Below are 16,535 nucleotides of genomic sequence, written 5' to 3'. Positions count from 1 at the left end.
GGGACGGCCGGATACAGTCAGGCGCATCATGAGTTCCCGTCCGGTGCCGCTGCTCCCTCCGGCGCTCCGCGCGTTCCTGGTCCGTGTCCCGCTTCTCGTCCCCCTCGTACGCCTGCTGCGCAAGGGGCCGCTGGCGCGCGACCGCAACCTGCTCATCACGCTGACGCTGCTGACGCTGCTGGTCGGCGTCCTGGCCGCCAGGGTCTCCATGGAGTGGTTCTCCCCGGCCCTCATGATCCCGATCACACTCGTGGCGGGGCTCCAGCTCCGCCTGAACAGCCTCGCCAAGCTCCTCTGCGCGGTCGCCGCCGCCCTGGTCTACGTGGCCGTCGTACGGGGGGTCGGGCACATCGGCCCCGGCCTGCTGGTCACCTTCGGCTTCACCGCCGTGCTGGCCGCGCTGATGGCCCGTACCCGCGGCAAGCTCGGCGTGCAGGGCCTGCGCGGCGACGCGATGCTGCTCGAACTCCGTGACCGCCTGAAAAGCCAGAGCGACCTGCCGCACCTGCCCAAGTCCTGGGGCTCCAAGGTGGTGCTCAAGCAGGCCGGCGGCTCCTCCTTCGGAGGGGACTTCCTGGTCTCCATCCGTGAGGGCGACACGGTGGAGCTCGCCCTGGTCGACGTGTCGGGCAAGGGCGTCGACGCCGGCACCCGGGCGCTGCTGCTCTCCGGCACCTTCGGCGGGCTGCTCGGCTCGGTCGACGACTTCCTGCCCGCCTGCAACGCCTACCTGCACCGCCAGCGCGAGGCCGAGGGCTTCGTCACCGCCGTCCACCTCCGGCTGAACCTGGCGACGGGCGAGTACGTCATCACCTCCGCGGGCCACCCCCCGGTGGTCAAGTTCGAGGCGGGCACCGGCACGTGGAAGGTCTCCCCGGCCAAGGGCGTCGTCCTCGGCGTCGTGCCCGACCTGCACTGCGAGGCCGACCGGGGGATGCTCCGCAAGGGCGACGCCCTCATGCTCTACACCGACGGCCTGATCGAGCAGCCGGGCCGCGACATCGACGCGGGCCTGGACCGCCTGCTGGGAGAGGCCGAGCGCCTGGTGCCCACCGGTTTCCGCGACGGTGCCCGCAACCTGGTGGCCTCCATGTCGGCGGGCCACAACGACGACTGCGCCCTGATCCTCATCTGGCGTCCCTGACCCTCACACGTCCTGATCCTCGCGGGACCCTGATCCTCCGGGGCCCGGTGGCGCTCAGAGCCACCCGGAGTGGCCGGCGATGCGCACGGCGTCGAGGCGGTTGCGCGCCTGCGTCTTGCAGATGATCCGGGACAGGTGGTTGCGGACCGTTCCCACGGAGAGGAAGAGCGCCTCGGCGATCTCGTGCGACTTCGCGCCCCGGGCGACCAGCCGCAGCACGTCCAGCTCGCGGGGGGTCAGGGGATTCTCCGCCGACCTCAGGGCCGCCACCGCGAGCTCGGAGTCGACGGCGCGGCGGCCGGACGCGACCAGGCGGATGCCGCCGGCCAGTTGCTCGGGCCCCACCTGCAGGCTCATGAACCCGAGCGCGTGGGCCGCGAAGGCCTGGCGGACCTGACCCGGGCTGGGATCGTGCGACAGCAGCAGGACCCCGCAGCGGGGGGCCTCCTCGCGCAGCCGCAGCGCGACGCCGGGGCCGTCGATCCCGGGCAGGGCGAGATCGACGACCGCGACCTCCGGGGAGTGCCGCAGGACGGCCGGGAGAACCTCCTCGCCGGTGGCCACCTCGGCCACCACCTTCATGTCGGTCTCGCCCTCCAGGGACGCCACCAGCCCGCGCCGTACCAGAGGCAGGTGTTCGGCGACCAGAATCCCGATCAAGACGCTCCTCTCTCCTCCTCGCCACCGCCTTCACTCCGTCGAAGAGTGATCGTGCGATCGCTCATTGTAAACAACGCGTGCGTGATCGGTAAAGTCGCCTACCAGATCCACCGGGGAACACGGGTCCCGCGGACCCGCGTGAGGGCCCGATAGTTCGGCTAACCTCTTAGGGGGTGTCACCGGGGAAACCGCGATGGGAGTATGAACCTGTGAGCTGGCTCTTCGTGGTCGGGATCGTCATCTTTCTCGTGGGACTCATGGTGTCGATCGGGCTGCACGAGATCGGCCACCTGGTGCCGGCCAAGCTGTTCGGCGTCAGGGTCACGCAGTACATGGTCGGTTTCGGCCCGACCATGTGGTCGCGTCGCCGCGGCGAGACGGAGTACGGGATCAAATGGCTCCCGCTGGGCGGCTACATCAGGATGATCGGCATGCTGCCGCCCAGGCCCACCGACGCCCCCGGCAAGGTCCGCTCGGTCTCCACCGGCCCCTGGCAGGGCCTGATCGAGAACGCGCGCGACGTGGCCCTGGAGGACGTCCGGGCGGGCGACGAGGACCGGGTCTTCTACCGCAAGCCCTGGTGGCAGAAGGTCATCATCATGTCCGGCGGCCCGGCGATGAACTTCGTGCTGGCGTTCGTCCTCTTCGGCGTCGTGCTCATGGGGTTCGGCGTCGCCACGTACAAGACCGAGATCGCCTCGATCCCGCAGTGCGTCAAGACCGCCGCCGAGTTCAAGAAGAACCCCGAGTGCACCGCGGCCGACCAGCCCAGCCCGGCCAGCCGCGCCGGGCTGAGGCCCGGGGACGTCATCGTCTCGGTGGCGGGCAGGCCCGCCGCGAGCTGGGAGGCGGCCACCCGCGCCATCCGCGACCACGGAGCCGGGCCGATCGCGATCGGCATCAGGCGCGCCGGCCAGGAGCTGACCGTCAACGCCTCCCTGATCGCCCAGGACCGCGAGTCCCCGGACGAGCCGGGCAAGATCGAGAAGGGCGTCGGGTACCTCGGCGTCAGCCCGAGGATCGTCATCGAGCGGCAGGACCTCGGTGCCGTGGTCGAGCACATGGGGGACCTCACCTCGGCCACCGCGGCGTCCCTGATGAGGTTCCCCGAGAAGATGGTCGGCGTCTGGCACGCGGCCTTCTCCGGTGACGAGCGCGACCGCAACGGCCCGATCGGCGTGATCGGCGTGAGCCGCATCGGCGGTGAGATCGCCGCCGCCGCCATCCCGGTGGAGAACAAGATCGTCGTCTTCGTCAACCTGCTGGCGGGGTTCAACCTGGCGATCGGCCTGTTCAACCTGATCCCGCTGCTCCCGCTGGACGGCGGCCACATCGCCGGCGGCCTCTGGGAGGGCCTCAAGCGCGCCTTCGCCCGGATCACCCGCCGTCCCGCGCCCGGGCACGTCGACATCGCCAAGGCGCTCCCCCTCACGTACGCCATCGCCTTCCTGATGGTCATCATGGCGGGGCTGCTGATGTACGCGGACCTGGTCAACCCCGTCCGCCTGTCCGGCTGATCCCGATGAACGACGACGCGTCCGGAGCGACGAGCGACGACGCGCCCGGAGCGTTGATCGACGTGGCGCTGTTCCGGCTCCGCCGGATCTGGTCGCGCCCCCTGCGCGCGCGCAAGGCCACCGAGTCGCAGCGGCCGGTGCACATGTCGAACGTGATGGTCGTGCACGCCCTGCACAAGCTCAGCCTGGACGTGCCCGAGGTGACCGTGGGCGCGGTCGCCGAGCAGCTGGACGTCGATCCCTCCACCGCCAGCAGGCTGGTCAACGACGCGATCGGCGCCGGCTTCGTGGAGCGCGAGGAGTCGGCCGTGGACGCCAGGCGGGCCCGCCTGGTGCTGAGCGAGCGGGGACGGCGCGTCCTGGAGGCCGTCGTCCGGCACCGGCGCACCTACCTGAACGGCCTGATGTCCGACTGGGACGAGTCCGAACGCGAGGTCTTCGCCCGGCTGCTCGCCCGGTTCGCCGAGGCGGCCGTCGCCCGCCCGGCGAACCTCGCCGGCCTGGACCAGGTGATCGCCGCGGTACTGGCGGAGATGCCGGCCCCGCGCTGAACCGTGCTCCTTCGGCCCGTCACCCGGTGCGGCCCCCGCCCGGAGGCCGCCCCTCGCGCGGCCTCGCGCCCGCCTTCAGGCGTCCGCCGATTCCCCGCCCCCGGTTGCCTAGTCCCCGGTCGCCCCGTCGATCCGCTCACGGATGATGTCGGCGTGGCCGTTGTGCCGGGCGTACTCCTCGATCATGTGGATGAGGATCCAGCGCAGCGAGACGTCCTTGCCCCGGCGCTGTCCTTTGCCGATCGTGTCCAGGGGGAGGGTGATCGACACCTCGCGCGCGTGGGCGATCTCGGCCCGCCAGGTCGCGAACGCCTCCTCGACGCTGCTCGACCCCAGGTTGTCGAAGTCACCGTCGGGATCGTCGTCGGAGTAGTAGAACGGGGCGGCCTCCTCGCCGCCGAGGACCCTGCGGAACCAGCTCCGCTCGACCTCGGCCATGTGCCGGACCAGGCCCAGCAGGGAGATGGAGGAGGGCTCGGCGGAACGCAGCCGGAGCTGCTCGTCGGAGAGCCCGGCGCACTTCACCTCCAGCGTCTCCCGATGCCACTCCAGCCAGGAGTGGAGCATGGAGCGCTCGTCGGCGACGAAGGGGGGATCGATACGTTTGTCGGTCATGGGGTAATCCTGTCGGTACTTACCACCACTGTCATACGCTTTTGCGCCCGCCCGACCGCCCCTCCCGGGAAGCCGCCCCCGGCCCCGGTGTCCCCAGACGTTCGATGCGGACGGGGTCGCCGCGCACGAGCTCGTCGTGGATGTGACGGCGGGCGCCGGTGACGGCGCGCTCCGCCGTCTGGTCGCCGTCCTCGATGCGCTGTCGCAGCAGCCGCACGGCGAGGCGGCGGTTGAGGCTGAACTGCCGTTCGGTGTCGACCACGACGACGATCCCCGAGGGCCGATGGGTCGCCCGTACCGCCGTGCTGGCCTTGTTGCGATGCTGACCGCCGGGCCCGCCGGTGCGGCAGGCGACGATGTCGACATCCGCTTCCGCGAACGTCGTGCGCGGGACGTCGACCTGGCACGGCCGGGCGATGACGTACCAGTTCTTCCGGCCCGTACCGGCCCGGTACGGGCTGGGGGCCTGCCAGCACAGCGTCCCGGTCCAGGAGGCGGCGAACGTCTCGGCGCCGGCTCCCGAGATCCGGATCAGGACCGACCGGTAGGTGCCGGGCCGGTCGCCGGGAACGGTCTCGGTCCGCCGGGTCTCCACGCCCTGCCGGGTGGCGTCGGCCTCCAGGCGGCGCAGCAGCCGGGCCAGCGCCCAGGCGCACTCGGCCGGGCCGCGCCCGGCCGACAGGAGCAGGTGGACGTTCACCGCCGCCCCCGCTCGCGGCGCCGGTCCCGCCGGGGCGAGGCCCCGAGGTCGGCCGTCTTGTAGGTGACCAGGGGGACCGTGGTGGCCACGGGCGTGGCCAGGCCGTGGTCGACGAGGTCGGAGATCACCTGCTCGATGCGCTTGTAGGCCGTCGGCGCCTCCTCGAAGAGCAGCTGGCGGTCCCCGCACACCACCAGCGACCCCACCGGCGTGCGGCGCAGCTCCTCGACCGTGTGCTTGGCCCGGCCCCGGCGCAGGGCGTCCGCGCGCGACATCTTGCGGCCCGCGCCGTGCGCGACGGAATGACAGGCGTCCGGCCCGGCGTGGGCGGCCACGAGGTAGGAGGGGGTGCCTCGCGTACCGGCGATGAGCACGTCGCATCCGTCGCCCGGCGCCGCCCCCTTGCGGTGCAGGTAGAGCCCGTCGCGGATCTCGACCAGGTTGTGGCACCGGTCGACGATCGGCTCGGCGGGCTCGGCCCCCAGGGCGTGGGCGACCCGGGCGGCCATCAGCCGCCGGTTGAGCGATCCCCAGCGTACGGCGTCGTCGTGCATCGCCAGGTAGGCGCCGGGGTCGGGGGCGGGCCCCGCGCCGTGGACCTCGGTGTGCGCCCGCAGGATCCGTTCGCCCAGCCCCCGGGAACCGCTGTGGACGACGAGGACCAGGTCGCCCTCGGCGACTCCGAGACGGCTCGCGTGGTCCGGTTCGAGGACGGTCCCGATCCGCGCCAGCTCGACGAAGTGGTTGCCCCGGCCGACCGTCCCGAGGCCCTCGACGTGACCGGCGGGGATGTCGCCCTTCACGACGGCCCAGACCGGGTCGTCGGCGTCGCGCTCGGGATCCAGCGCGCGATCGAGGTCGGGGAACCGGGCGGCGAGCCTCTCGGGTACGGCGCGCTTGAGCCTGATGGGGAACACGGCGATGCCGCACCCGATGTCGGATCCCACCAGGAACGGGTACAGCACGGTGGAGGTCATGGCGGCCCCGATGGGGGCGCCCTTGCCGGGGTGCAGGTCCGGCATGGCGGCGACGCGCGTCATGCCGTCGAGGGCGGCCACCTGGTGGCACTGCGCGAGGGCGTCGGACTCGATCCAGCTCGCGGGGGAGGCGAACACGGTGACGGTGGCCGGGCCCGCGGCCGCCGGGGACGGTGGCGGGGACTCCTGCCGGGAGGGTCGCTGAGACAAGGAGGCTCTCTCGAGAAGGTGTGGGCGGGCAGCGTCACGGGGCGCGTCGGCGCCGTGGCATCGCGGGGTGAGGGGTGCTGTCCGTCAGAGCGTCATGGACACCACGTTCCCCGAGCCCTGCCGTCCGGGGCAAGCGATTTTCGGTCGCGTGGACCGGTATGCCCGTGCTCACCGCCGTCTCACGCCGTGTGCGCCGACGCGGCCGGCACTGTGGAGACCACGGCGAGCAGATGTGATCTCCCGGGCTCGCGCCGGCCCTCACCTCGCCGCGTACCTGCCGAAGATCATCGAACGAGGCCTCCGCCAGGTGCCCTGGACATGCCCGGTAAAGGCGTCACCACGGGCCGGAGGTCCGGCCGCTCAGTACATCGAGATGTGCGGGTGGTCGAAGTGGTTGGCGGTGACGCCGCCGCGGTTGGACATGACCCGCCAGCCGGAGCCGTGGTTGATGCGCTGCCGCCAGATCACGTACTTCACGCCGAGCCTGGCCTTGTTCTTGATGGCCCAGGCGGCGATCTCGTCGCCGAGCCTGAGGTTGGCGGCCGAGGGCATCGTGCCGCCGGCGCTCATCATGAAGTCGCAGGCGCGGCCCAGCGGGTGCTCGCCGCCGTCGTTCGCGGCCCGGTAGCAGCCGACCGAGTACGGCAGGTCGAAACGCCTCCTGATCGCGTCGCGCATGATCCGGGTCCGGTCGGTGATGTTGTCGGCGCCCGTGGGCAACTGCGGGGCCCAGCTGCCGTCGGAGCGGCGACCGGAACCGGTGGGGACCAGCCGGTCGAGCCTGTCCTTGATGTCCTCGATCACCTCCTCGGCCTCCTTGCGCTGCTCCTGGACCTCCTTGGCCTCCTTGATGATCTCGTCGGCCAGCCGGGAGGCCGTCTCGGTGGCCTTCCTCCTGCGCTCCACGCTGTCGGCGAACCCCTTCAGCCGGGCGCTCTGCTCGGCGGCGAGCTGCTCCATCACCGCCGCCCCGCTCATGTCCTCGGAGAACAGCAGGCCGGGCAGGCCGCCCATGCCGCTCTGGTACTGGAGCTGGACGATGGCGTTGACCTGCCTGGCGTTCTCGTCGAAGACCTCCTCGGCCCTGCGCAGGTTCTGCCTGGCCACGGCCTCGCCCTTCTCGGCCTTGCCGAGGGACTCGCGCGTGGCCGCGTAGGTCTCGATCAGCGCGTCGACCTTCTTGTTGAGCTTGACCAGCTCGGCGCGGAGCTCGGCCTCGGTCGGCTTGGGGTCGGCGCTCCCGGCGGTGGGGGCGCCGAGGGTGAACGCGGCGATCGAGCTCAGGCAGAGGACCAGAGCGGCATGGCGGCGGAACGTGGGGGGCGAGGCCGCCACGTACTCTCCTCTCCTTCCGCCTACCGGGTTAGCTGACGGGTTCGGGCTGGAGACGCCCTTCCACCGAAGTGGTTTCACCCCAGGTGCGGTGGTTCCCCGGCTCCCGGGCGAGGCGCCTGGGATTAGGCGTATCGGCGACTACAGCCGATGTGGGAAGGATAGTAGTGGTAAACCCCAGGTCACGCGACATCAAACGAGACCCATCGGTGATCAGTTCGTGACAATGGAGCGCAGGAGATGTGCTGTCTGCTCGGGCAGCACGTCGTTCACGAAGGCCCCCATGGCCGATTCCGATCCGGCGAGATACTTCAGCTTGTTCGGCGCGCGGCGGATGCTGAACAGTTCCAGGTGCGCGTACGACAGGTCGCGGCCGGTGTCGACCGGCGCCTGGTGCCAGGCCGCGATATAGGGCATCGGCATGTCGAAGAGCCCGTCGAGACGGCGCAGCACGTCGGTGTAGAGCGGTCCGAACGCCGCCCGCTCGGCGGCCTGGAGACCGGCCAGGTCGGGGACCCGCCGGTGCGGGTAGAGGTGGACCTCGACCGGCCAGCGCGCCGCCGCCGGGACGAACGCCGTCCAGTGCTCGTTGGAGGCCACCACCCGCACCCCGGCCTCCCGCTCGGAGGCGAGGACGTCGGCGAACAGGTCGCCTCCGGTCCGCTCCCGGTACCGCCCGGCCGCCGCCAGGGTCAGCCTGGTGCGCGGGGTCACGTAGGGGTAGGCGTAGATCTGCCCGTGCGGGTGGGCCAGGGTGATGCCGATCTCCGCGCCCCGGTTCTCGAAGCAGAAGACCTGCTCGACCCCGGGCAGGGCCGACAGCTCGGCCGTACGGTCGATCCAGGCCTCCATGACCAGCTCGACCCGCTCGGGCGACAGCCGGGAGAACGAGGAGTCGTGCTCGGAGGTGAAGCAGACCACCTCGCAGCGGCCGACCCCGGGCCGGACCTCGCTCAGCCCGCCCGGCTGCGGGTACTCGCCCGGCTGGTCCGAGAACGAGGGGAAGCGGTTCTCGAAGACCACCACGTCGTAGTCGGGGGAGGGGACCTCGGTGAGGTTGCCCGGCCTGGACGGACAGAGCGGGCACTCGCTGGTCGGGGGCAGGAAGGTGCGGCCCTGCCGGTGGCCGGCCACCGCGATCCACTCCTCGGTCAGCGGGTCGTAGCGCAGCTCGGAGGCGGCGGGGCGGGGCGGCAGGTCGCGCTCGTCGATCGCGCTCCGGTCCGCGTCGTCGCGCCGGTCGAAGTAGAACAGCTCCCGGCCGTCGGCCAGGTGGGTGACGGTGCGTTTCATCGGGTGGCGATCTCGCTCTCCTGCTGAGGTTCTGTGATGATCAGCTCGCCGGCCGAGGCGGCGAGCTCCTCGCGCGCCTCGTCGGGCAGGCCGGAGTCGGTGACCACGATGTGCGCCTCGGCCAGCTCGGCGATCGTGCTGATGCCGACCGTGCCCCACTTGGTGTGGTCGGCGGTCACCACCAGGCGGCGGGCGGAGGCGACCAGCTCCCGGTCGGTCTCCGCCTCCAGCAGGTTGGGCGTGGTGAACCCGGCGCGGGCGCTCATCCCGTGCACGCCGAGGAAGAGGGTGTCGACGTGCAGACGGCGGATCGCCGAGACCGCGACCGGGCCGACCAGCGCGTCGGAGGGGGTGCGGACCCCGCCGGTCAGCACCACCGTGCGGTCGGCCCTGGGGGAGCGGTGGAAGACGTCGGCGATCCGGACCGAATTGGTGATCACGGTCAGCTCGGGCACGTCGACCAGGTGGTGGGCGAGCGTCCAGGTCGTGGTGCCCGCGGAGAGCGCGACGGCGGTGGCGGGCCGGACGAGCCCCGCGGCGCTGCGGGCGATCGTCTCCTTCTCCGCCTGCTGGCGCACCGACTTGGCGGTGAAGCCCGGCTCCTCGGTGGAACCGGGACCGGCGGCGGTGGCGCCGCCGTGGACCTTCTCCACCAGTCCCCGCTCGGCGAGCACCTCCAGGTCGCGCCTGATCGTCATGTCGGAGACGCCGAGCTCCCGGACCAGATCGGCGACCCTGACCCCGCCGGTGCCGCGGACCTTCTCCAGGATCGCCTGCTGCCGCTGCTGGGCCAGCATCGTCCACTCCCCTTAATCCACCAGATTTCCCCAAATTACCACGGCGATGGCCGGGGTGGTTGTTGGAACATGGTGGACCGTCCGCTCACAATCGCCCAAGCTCCGCCTCGATGTTGGCGCGCGCCTCCCGCTCCGGCCCGGCGACGTGGAAGATCGCCGGAAGCTCGAGCAACGAGCGCAGCACCGCCGCCCTGCCCGTCCTGAACGCCTCGTCGGGGACGAAGGCGTACTCCTCGCGTACGGCCGCGGCGTAGGCGGCGTAGACCTCCTCGGGCGCGCCCAGGATCGCCAGGTCCGCGTCGCAGAGCACGGCCCCGTCGGCGTCGCCCGGCGCCGGGTCGTGGGTGAGGGTCAGCCTGACCAGCCGGGCGACCGTGGCCACCGCCTCGGGGGCCGGCCCCGTCCCGGGCAGCGCGCGCTCGGCCAGCCGGGCGCTGCGCTCCTCGTTGTCGCCGCGCCGGGGGTCGTAGACGGCGTCGTGGAACCAGGCCGCCATCCGCACCAGGTCCGGGTGCTCGGCGTGGCCCGCCAGGGCGTCGACCCCGGCGAGGACCGCCTCCAGGTGGGCGGTCGTGTGGTACCTGCGGTGCGGCTCCTCGTAGCGGGCGATCAGTTCGCGGCCGAGCCGCTCGGCTCCGGGACCGGCCAGGGCCCGCCAGCGGGTCATCAGCTTCTCGCTCATGCCAGGGAGCCTAGGGGTGGGCGGGTCGCCGTCCGCGCCGGGAGCCCGGCCGGGGACGGCCCGATCGGAGGCGGTTCCGGCCGAGGGGCCCGGTCGGAGGCGGTTCCGGCCGGGGCCGGCCGGGGATGGCCCGGCCGGGGGCATCCCGGCCGTGGGGCGGGTGGCGCGGCCGGTCAGGCGTGGCGGCCCCAGGAGGCCAGCAACCGGACCTGGGCCTCCTCGGCCGGCGTCCGGCCGGGCTCCGGGCCGGACGCCGGCCGCGGGTGGCCGGGGTCGGCCGCGGTGAACCAGGCGGCGCAGGCCTCGACCAGTTCGGGGTCGAGCCGCTCGTCGGCGCCGATGGCGCGGGCCAGGTCCCAGGTGTGGATGAGGGCGTCGGCGAACAGCTCGGTGACGTACTCGAGGCCGGGTACGTCGCCGAACGGCAGCCGCACGACACCCTCCAGGGCGCCGTGGACGGTCACCGCCTGGACGGCGGCCATAGCCGAGGTGTCGAACGCCTTGATGGGGTCGTCGCCGAGCAGGTCGCCGTCGAAGGCGTCGCCGACCTCGGCGGAGGACCGTCCGGCCAGCAGCTCCGGAGCCCACAGGCTCTCGCCGACCACGTGGTCGACCAGCGCCCGGACGTCCCAGTCGACGCAGGGCGTCGGGTTCTCCCACTGTCCGGGGCCGACCCGGTGGACGAGCGCGCCGAAGGCGTCCAGCGCGCGGCGGTAGGCCTCGGGTACGTCGATGGTGATCATGCCTCCCGATCTCCTCCCGGGTCGCGCCGTGGCTCTCCTCCTGACCGTAACCTGTGGACCGCCAGTAGTCATCGCGCCGACGGACATGACCGGGGAGGCCGGAGGGCACCCAGGGGCACCCGGAGGCGCCGACCGGCACAGACTCCGGCGCCGACCGTGGCGCCGACCGGTGGAGACGGGTACCGAAGGGCGTGGGCGCTCTCCGGTGCCGTCGCGACACCCGGCCGGAAGGGCCCCGGCCGGGTCGCGCGGTCCCCGGCGCCCGCGGGAGCGGTCCCGGATCCCGCGTGGACGCCCCTACGGCAGCCGCTGCTCGATCCAGACGATCTTGCCCTTCTCGGTGAGACGGGAGCCCCAGCGGTGGGCGAGCCAGTTGATCAGGTGCAGGCCGCGGCCGGTGTCGCTGGTGGTCGACGCCTCCCGCATGACCGGCACGGACGAGCAGGTGTCGGACACCTCGCAGACCAGCGTGGGCCCGCGCAGCAGGCGCAGCTCGACCTCGCCCTCGCCGTGCTCGACCGCGTTGGCCACCAGTTCACTGACCATGAGCTCGGTGTTGTCGCAGAGCGAGGACAGGCCCCAGTCCTCCAGCGTGGACCGTACGAAGCGCCGCGCCTGGGAGGCCGACCGCCGGTCGGCCGGCATCGACACCTCGACGAACTCCTTCGGGGTCAGCTCGGAGACCCTGGCCAGCAGCAGCGCGATGTCGTCGCGCTCGTGGCCCGGCCGCTGGGCGCTGATCGTGAGGTTGCAGACCTCTTCCAGGTCGTGGTTCTGGCTGGAGAGCAGGGCGCGCAGGGCGCTTATGCCCTCCTCGATGTCCCGGTCGCGGCTCTCGACCAGGCCGTCGGTGTAGAAGGCGAGCACCGTGCCGTCGGGGAGCGTGAACTCCCGCATCTCGGCCGGTTCGTTGCCGATGCCGAGGGGGAGACCGGGCGGCAGCTCCAGCAGCTCGGTCTCGCCGCCGGGCCGCACCAGGATCGGCGGGACGTGCCCGGCGCAGGCCATGGCGCAGCGCCGGGTGACCGGGTCGTAGGTGGCGTACACGCAGGTGGCGATCTGGCTGGCGTCCAGGTCCTGGCTCATCAGGTTGAGCCGGAACAACACGTCGGCCGGGCTCAGGTCCAGGCTGGCCAGGGTACGCGCGGCCGTGCGGAGCTGACCCATGGTGGCCGCCGCCCTGATGCCGTGGCCCATGACGTCACCGACCACGAGGGCGACCCGGCAGCCGGGCAGCGGGATGACGTCGTACCAGTCGCCGCCCACGCCGACCAGGTCGCTGGCGGGCAGGTAGCGGGAGGCGATCGTCAGGCCCAGCGGCTGGGAGAGGTCGACCGGAAGCAGGCTGCTCTGCAGGGTCAGCGCGGTACGCCGCTCGCGGTTGTAGAGCCGGGCGTTGTCCAGGCAGACCGCGGTCCTGGCGGCCAGCTCCTCGGCCAGGTTCACGTCCTGTTCGTCGAAGGGCTGGCTGGTGGGCCGGCGCGTGAAGATCACGAAGCCGAGCACCCGGCCTCGCGCCTTGAGCGGGACCACCAGGAACGAGCTGTCCTCCAGCACCTTGGAGACCGAGTCGCGCTTCCAGAACCGCCCGATCTCCTCGGCCGTCCGGCGTCCCAGCCGGGGGTAGAGGATCGGGTTGCCGGTGGCCATGCACCGGGCGTACGGGGTCCAGGCGTCGTAGACGGCGACCTCGTCCACCGGGAAGGCCTTGGCGTACTCGCCGGGGAAGGGGTCGGCCACGCCGACCGCGATCCGGCGCACCAGCGCCGAGCCGTCGTTGTTCTGCTGCGGGAACTCCCCCTCGGTCACGAGCCGGTCCTGGACGAGGATGCCGGCCGCGTCCGCGAAACGCGGCACGGCGACGTCCATCAGCTCCCTGCCGGTCTCGAACATGTCCAGCGTGCTGCCGATTCTCTTGCTGGCGGCGTTGAGCAGCGAGAGCTGCTCGTGCATGGATGCGGGGCTACCCATCCTGAAGCCTGGCATAGCGGGATCTTTAGTGACGAAACGGGACTTCACTCGCTCCACCGGGGTGCGGGAACCGGCGTCCACCAGGTGGCCAGTTCGAGGTCTTCTGCGATGGCGTTGGCACCGTTGTATCCGGGGGCCGCGGAGACCGAGCCGCCCGGGTGACTGCTGGCGCCGCACAGGTAGAGGCCGTCGACGGGGGTGCGGTAGCGCCCCATCTCCGGGACCGGGCGGTTGCCGCCCAGCTGGGAGGGTTCGTAGGCGCCCACGTGGTGGCTGCCGCGCACCATGTTGACGCAGTGCCGCTCGATGTCGAGCGGGGTGAAGACATGCCTGCCCAGCACGGCGCCCCGGGCGAGGTTGGGGGCGTACTCGGCCCACTCGGCCAGCAGCCGCTCCCCGACCTCCTCCCGCCGGGCGTCCCAGCTCGCGGGATCGCCGTCGAGGTCGTAGGGGGCCCAGGGCCACCAGAACGCCACGTGCCTGCCGTCGGGCGCGTACGAGGGGTCGAACAGGGAGGGGCAGGCGCCGTTGCCGGCCAGCCGGTCGGGCAGCCGGCCCTCGTGGATCCGGTCGAACACGCGGCCGAGCTGCTCGCTGTCGTCGGCGCCGAGCACGACCAGGAACGCCCGGTCCACGTCGGGCTCGAACTCCGCGGCCCGGTAGCGTGGCGCCTCCTCCAGCGCCAGGTGCAGGGTGACCAGGCTGTGCCCGGCCCACCGGTACCCCTCGACCCTGGAGGCGATCTCCTCGCCGAAGTTCTCCGGCCCGGCCAGCCGCACGGTCTGCGGGGCGTCCACCGCGCTGGCCACGAACCGGCGGGCGCGCAGGACGTCGCCGCCCGCCAGCCGCACCCCGGTGGCCCGCCCGTCGTCGACGAGGATCCGCTCGACGTGGGAGCCGGTCAGCACGGTGCCCCCGTGCTCCTCGATGACGGCCCGCAGCGCGCCCGCCACGTTCGCGGCGCCGCCCACGGGCACGCCGAGCCGGGCGATGCGCGACAGCAGCCGGGGGAAGAAGCCCCCGGTGCCGGGCACGTTCTCGATGGAGATGGCGTGCAGGAAGGACTTGAACAGCACCCTGACCTGGTCGCTCTCGAAGTTCCTGTCGACGGCCTCGTACAGCGACAGCGGCATGTAGCTCAGCAGGTCCCGGCCGAGGTCGCCGCCGAGGCGTTCGGCGAGCACCGGCGGCGGGAGCGGGGCCGAGTACAGGAAGCCGTTCATCAGGCCCCTGGCCGCCTCGGCGTAGCGCTCGTACAGCTCCAGCCAGCGCGCGGCGTCGGCCTTGGAGAACCGGGCGAAGGACTCGGCGGTGCGCTTGGGGTCGGTGTAGACCGTGATCGCCCGGCCGTCCCGGAAGACCGTGGCGTGCTGGGTCTCGGGGTAGACGTAGCGCAGGCCGTGACGCCGGAGTTCCAGGTCGGCGGGGACCGGCCCCTCCTCCAGGAAGTGGTAGCTGCTGTGGGTGTTGTGCCGGAAGCCCGGGAGCGTGAGCTCCTGGGTGCTGCAACCACCGCCGGCGACCTCGTTGCGCTCGACGACGGCGACCGACAGGCCCGCCTTCGCGAGGTAGGCGGCACACGTGAGGCCGTTATGGCCGCCGCCTACGATGACGCCGTCGAACTCCGACACGTTCCCTCCAGGGCGCTTTGACTGCTGGTATGGAGGATTGTAAAGAATGATCTACTGCGAACCTCGTGTTTAACAGAGATCGGTTGATATTTCCACACAAGGTAGGACTTTAGAGGCGTATCGGAGAGGACGGGAGATCGGCGCGGGGCCGCACCCCGAGCGGCCCCGCCCGCGGTAGGGCCCGCGCCTTTTCGTTCCCCGGCCCTTCCGGGCCTCTCCGGACGTCTCCGGCCCCCCGGGCTCCCCCTGTCCTGCCGCGCCCTCCTGCGCTCCCGCCCCCGGCCGCGTTATCGCTACGGCATCGCTACGGCATCGCTACGGCGCCGGCAGGGCGGCCAGCGCCGCGTCGATCCGCTCCTGGGGGAGCGGGAAGTCCTCCATCTCTCCCGACAGGTGGCCGTCGTAGGCGCTCAGGTCGAAGTGGCCGTGCCCGCAGAGCGCGGTCAGCAGGACCTTCTCCTCGCCGGTCTCCCGGCACCGCAGCGCCTCGGAGATCACCTCCGCCAGCGCGTGGGTCGGCTCCGGGGCCGGGACGATCCCCTCGGTCCCGGCGAAGCGCCGCCCGGCCGCGAAGCACTCCCGCTGGCCCTTGGCCACCGCGTCGAACATGCCCAGCTCGTACAGGTGCGACAGCAGCGGGGACATGCCGTGGTAGCGCAGGCCGCCCGCGTGGATGGGGTCGGGGACGAAACCATGGCCCAGGGTGTGCATCTTCATCAGGGGGGTCAGCCCGGCGGCGTCGCCGAAGTCGTAGGCGTAGGTGCCCCGGGTCAGCGACGGGCAGGCCTCCGGCTCCACGGCCCGGATCACCGGGCTCATCCGGCCGGCCAGCTTCTCGCGCAGGAACGGGAAGACCAGCCCGGCGAAGTTGGAGCCCCCTCCGGCGCATCCGACGATCATGTCCGGCGTCTCGCCGAACGCGGCCATCTGCTCGATCGCCTCCTCGCCGATCACCGTCTGGTGGAGCAGCACGTGGTTGAGCACGCTGCCCAGCGCGTAGCGGGCGCCCGGATCGGCGGCGGCCGCCTCGACGGCCTCGCTGATCGCGATGCCCAGGCTGCCCGGCGAGCCGGGGTCCCCGGCCAGGACCGCGGCGCCCGAGGCGGTCGCCGCAGAGGGGCTCGCGTGCACCGTCGCGCCGTAGAGGCGCATCAGGCTCCGGCGCCCGGGCTTCTGGTCGTAGGAGGCGCGGACCATCCACACCTCGCACTCCAGGTCGTACTGGGCGCACGCGAACGCCAGCGCGGAACCCCACTGGCCGGCCCCGGTCTCGGTGACGAGCCTGCCCACCCCCTCGCGGGCGTTGTAGTACGCCTGCGCGACGGCCGTGTTGGGCTTGTGCGAGCCGGAGGGGGAGCCGCCCTCGTACTTGTAGTAGATCCTCGCGGGGGTGCCCAGGGCGCGTTCGAGTCTGCGGGCCCGGATCAGGGGGGTGGGCCTCCAGAGCCGGTAGACGTCGCGGACGCCCGGCGGGATCGGGACGTACCGCTCGGCGCCGGCCTCCTGGGCGATCAGCTCCGCCGGGAAGAGCGACGCGAGGTCGTCCGGCCCGACCGGCCGCGAGGTGGCCGGATTCAGGAACGGCGGTGGCGGGACCGGCAGGTCGGCCACGATGTTGTACCAGTTGTGGGGGATGCGGGACTCGTCGAGCAGGATTCGGGTGGCCTCGGCCATCGGGCGCCTCCACGCGCTGGTTCCACTCAGGGCGGTCT

Annotated in this window: 15 protein-coding genes and 1 riboswitch; of the genes, 3 read left to right on the top strand and 12 right to left on the bottom strand. The window is 72.2% G+C overall.

The window, feature by feature from the left end; translation table 11 throughout:
• Positions 1-28: 28 nt before the first annotated feature.
• Positions 29-1,144 carry a PP2C family protein-serine/threonine phosphatase gene (locus tag AB0G16_RS01590; protein WP_362797196.1) on the top strand — a complete coding sequence of 372 codons (1,116 nt, stop codon included), beginning with the start codon at positions 29-31 and terminating at the stop codon, positions 1,142-1,144.
• A 54-nt stretch (positions 1,145-1,198) separates the two neighbouring features.
• Here the strand turns inward: AB0G16_RS01590 and AB0G16_RS01585 are convergent, their stop codons facing one another.
• A complete protein-coding gene (locus AB0G16_RS01585) occupies positions 1,199-1,804 on the bottom strand; it encodes a response regulator transcription factor (RefSeq protein ID WP_362797194.1) in 606 nt (201 codons plus the stop codon).
• A 209-nt stretch (positions 1,805-2,013) separates the two neighbouring features.
• Between AB0G16_RS01585 and AB0G16_RS01580 the strand changes: the two genes are divergently transcribed.
• Positions 2,014-3,321 (top strand): site-2 protease family protein, encoded by a 1,308-nt coding sequence (locus AB0G16_RS01580; RefSeq protein WP_362797192.1) that lies wholly within the window; start codon positions 2,014-2,016, stop codon positions 3,319-3,321.
• Positions 3,322-3,326: 5 nt separating this feature from the next.
• Complete coding sequence (locus tag AB0G16_RS01575) at positions 3,327-3,872, top strand: MarR family winged helix-turn-helix transcriptional regulator (RefSeq protein ID WP_362797190.1); 546 nt, start codon at positions 3,327-3,329, stop codon at positions 3,870-3,872.
• Between the two features lie 108 nt (positions 3,873-3,980).
• Here AB0G16_RS01575 and AB0G16_RS01570 read toward each other — a convergent pair whose 3' ends face one another.
• From AB0G16_RS01570 to AB0G16_RS01520, 11 genes are all read right to left on the bottom strand, one after another.
• Complete coding sequence (locus tag AB0G16_RS01570) at positions 3,981-4,487, bottom strand: DinB family protein (protein ID WP_362797188.1); 507 nt, start codon at positions 4,485-4,487, stop codon at positions 3,981-3,983.
• Positions 4,488-4,518: 31 nt separating this feature from the next.
• Positions 4,519-5,187: a peptide chain release factor H gene (gene prfH, locus AB0G16_RS01565; protein WP_362797186.1), complete on the bottom strand. Its 669-nt coding sequence runs from the start codon at positions 5,185-5,187 to the stop codon at positions 4,519-4,521.
• On the bottom strand, positions 5,184-6,374 hold the full coding sequence (locus AB0G16_RS01560; RefSeq protein WP_362797184.1) for an RNA ligase RtcB family protein: 1,191 nt from the start codon (positions 6,372-6,374) through the stop codon (positions 5,184-5,186). The genes prfH and AB0G16_RS01560 overlap by 4 nt, the downstream gene beginning before the upstream one ends.
• A gap of 360 nt (positions 6,375-6,734) precedes the next feature.
• Positions 6,735-7,709, bottom strand: a complete 975-nt coding sequence (locus AB0G16_RS01555; RefSeq protein WP_362797182.1) for a hypothetical protein — start codon at positions 7,707-7,709, stop codon at positions 6,735-6,737.
• 3 nt (positions 7,710-7,712) lie between these two features.
• A riboswitch (cyclic di-AMP (ydaO/yuaA leader) is annotated at positions 7,713-7,848 on the bottom strand.
• Positions 7,849-7,919: 71 nt separating this feature from the next.
• On the bottom strand, positions 7,920-8,999 hold the full coding sequence (gene galT / locus AB0G16_RS01550) for a galactose-1-phosphate uridylyltransferase (protein WP_362797180.1): 1,080 nt from the start codon (positions 8,997-8,999) through the stop codon (positions 7,920-7,922).
• Positions 8,996-9,796: a DeoR/GlpR family DNA-binding transcription regulator gene (locus AB0G16_RS01545; protein ID WP_362797178.1), complete on the bottom strand. Its 801-nt coding sequence runs from the start codon at positions 9,794-9,796 to the stop codon at positions 8,996-8,998. The genes galT and AB0G16_RS01545 overlap by 4 nt, the downstream gene beginning before the upstream one ends.
• Before the next feature lie 85 nt (positions 9,797-9,881).
• On the bottom strand, positions 9,882-10,478 hold the full coding sequence (locus AB0G16_RS01540; protein ID WP_362797176.1) for a metal-dependent phosphohydrolase: 597 nt from the start codon (positions 10,476-10,478) through the stop codon (positions 9,882-9,884).
• Between the two features lie 173 nt (positions 10,479-10,651).
• Complete coding sequence (locus AB0G16_RS01535; protein ID WP_362797174.1) at positions 10,652-11,221, bottom strand: TIGR03086 family metal-binding protein; 570 nt, start codon at positions 11,219-11,221, stop codon at positions 10,652-10,654.
• Between the two features lie 297 nt (positions 11,222-11,518).
• Positions 11,519-13,192 (bottom strand): SpoIIE family protein phosphatase, encoded by a 1,674-nt coding sequence (locus tag AB0G16_RS01530; RefSeq protein WP_362797172.1) that lies wholly within the window; start codon positions 13,190-13,192, stop codon positions 11,519-11,521.
• Between the two features lie 44 nt (positions 13,193-13,236).
• Positions 13,237-14,823 (bottom strand): NAD(P)/FAD-dependent oxidoreductase, encoded by a 1,587-nt coding sequence (locus AB0G16_RS01525; protein WP_362797170.1) that lies wholly within the window; start codon positions 14,821-14,823, stop codon positions 13,237-13,239.
• 315 nt (positions 14,824-15,138) lie between these two features.
• The gene (locus tag AB0G16_RS01520; protein ID WP_362797168.1) at positions 15,139-16,497 is read right to left on the bottom strand and encodes a TrpB-like pyridoxal phosphate-dependent enzyme; all 1,359 of its coding nucleotides are present in this window, start codon (positions 16,495-16,497) and stop codon (positions 15,139-15,141) included.
• Positions 16,498-16,535 lie beyond the last annotated feature (38 nt).

Source organism: Streptosporangium sp. NPDC023615, from assembly GCF_040640155.1.
GTDB lineage: Bacteria > Actinomycetota > Actinomycetes > Streptosporangiales > Streptosporangiaceae > Streptosporangium.
The sequence above is the reverse complement of the archived record's forward strand: the minus strand, read 5'-3'. Positions and strand labels throughout refer to the sequence as shown.

Excerpts from the sequence above, each read along its gene's own strand:
- AB0G16_RS01590 (WP_362797196.1), top strand. The coding sequence starts at position 29 with ATGAGTTCCCGTCCGGTGCCGCTGCTCCCTCCGGCGCTCCGCGCGTTC.
- AB0G16_RS01575 (WP_362797190.1), top strand. The coding sequence starts at position 3,327 with ATGAACGACGACGCGTCCGGAGCGACGAGCGACGACGCGCCCGGAGCG.
- AB0G16_RS01570 (WP_362797188.1), bottom strand. The coding sequence starts at position 4,487 with ATGACCGACAAACGTATCGATCCCCCCTTCGTCGCCGACGAGCGCTCC.
- galT (WP_362797180.1), bottom strand. The coding sequence starts at position 8,999 with ATGAAACGCACCGTCACCCACCTGGCCGACGGCCGGGAGCTGTTCTAC.
- AB0G16_RS01545 (WP_362797178.1), bottom strand. The coding sequence starts at position 9,796 with ATGCTGGCCCAGCAGCGGCAGCAGGCGATCCTGGAGAAGGTCCGCGGC.
- AB0G16_RS01540 (WP_362797176.1), bottom strand. The coding sequence starts at position 10,478 with ATGAGCGAGAAGCTGATGACCCGCTGGCGGGCCCTGGCCGGTCCCGGA.
- AB0G16_RS01535 (WP_362797174.1), bottom strand. The coding sequence starts at position 11,221 with ATGATCACCATCGACGTACCCGAGGCCTACCGCCGCGCGCTGGACGCC.
- AB0G16_RS01530 (WP_362797172.1), bottom strand. The coding sequence starts at position 13,192 with ATGGGTAGCCCCGCATCCATGCACGAGCAGCTCTCGCTGCTCAACGCC.
- AB0G16_RS01520 (WP_362797168.1), bottom strand. The coding sequence starts at position 16,497 with ATGGCCGAGGCCACCCGAATCCTGCTCGACGAGTCCCGCATCCCCCAC.